Genomic DNA, 1,095 nt, shown 5'->3' with positions numbered 1-1,095 from the left:
CTGGCCGCCGGCATCGTGGTCGGCAAGCTCGGCACCGCGGCCATCAGCGCCCCCGAGCTGCGCCGCGCGGTGCAGCGCGAGGAGGGCTCCGAGCGCGGCGTACTGAGCCTCGACCAGTTGCTGGTGGCGATCGAGGATGCCCGCGCCCACGGCGAGAAGATCGTCTTCACCAACGGCTGCTTCGACATCCTGCATGCCGGCCACGTGACCTACCTGGAGCAGGCGCGCGCCCAGGGCGACCGCCTGATCGTGGCGATCAACGACGACGCCTCGGTCAGCCGCCTCAAGGGCCCGGGCCGGCCGATCAACGCGGTGGACCGGCGCATGGCGGTGCTCGCCGGCCTCGGTGCGGTGGATTGGGTGGTGAGCTTCGCCGAGGACACCCCCGAGCGCCTGCTCAAGCAGGTGCAGCCGGACGTGCTGGTCAAGGGCGGCGACTACGGCATCGACCAGGTGGTCGGCGCCGATATCGTTCAGGCCTACGGCGGCGAGGTGCGCGTGCTCGGCCTGGTGGAGAACAGCTCGACCACCGCCATAGTCGAGAAGATCCGCAACAAATAGGCTGGACAGGCCGAAGGCCTGTCCACCAATCCATCGCTGGCGGTGGGCAAGGCGGGCGCCATGCTCACCCTACGTTCCTCTGTGTGACGGCTTGACCCGATTGCCGACGGCTCGTGGCTTGAGGGTCATAGGCGCTCGCCAGCCGGCGGCGCATCATCGATGGCATCCCCCCTGTGGAGCGAGATGCCATGACCGTCGATATGCAGGGCCAGGCCCTGAGCGTACTGAGCAAGCTGGCCCAGGCCGACTGGCCGGATCGCCTCAAGCTGCGCAAACCCTTCGAAAGACTCGTCTACAGCGGCAGCCGCGCCAGCTTCCGTCTGGCCGCCGGCAAGACGCGCACGCCGCGTCCGGCGGCGGCCGACGAGCTGTTCGACCTGTCGCTGTCCGACGAGCAGCAGATGCTGGTGGAGATGCTCCAGGGCTTCGCCCTGGACGTGCTGCGCCCGCTGGCGCACGAGGCCGACGCCCAGGCGCGGGTGCCGGCGGCGCTGCGCAGCCAGGCCCATGAGCTGGGCCTGGCCCACTATGGCG

2 protein-coding genes are annotated in these 1,095 nt (G+C 69.9%); both read left to right on the top strand.

Features of this window, described 5'->3' with window-relative positions:
• Positions 1–561 (top strand): D-glycero-beta-D-manno-heptose 1-phosphate adenylyltransferase (rfaE2, locus tag N878_RS21750; RefSeq protein ID WP_021445642.1); only part of this gene is annotated, 561 nt, incomplete at its 5' end.
• Between the two features lie 188 nt (positions 562–749).
• Positions 750–1,095, top strand: a 346-nt coding sequence (locus tag N878_RS21745) for an acyl-CoA dehydrogenase family protein (RefSeq protein ID WP_031303687.1), incomplete at its 3' end; no start/stop codon positions are given.

This window comes from Pseudomonas sp. EGD-AK9, from assembly GCF_000465935.2.
Classification (GTDB): domain Bacteria; phylum Pseudomonadota; class Gammaproteobacteria; order Pseudomonadales; family Pseudomonadaceae; genus Aquipseudomonas.
This window is presented reverse-complemented; position numbering and strand designations above follow the sequence as displayed.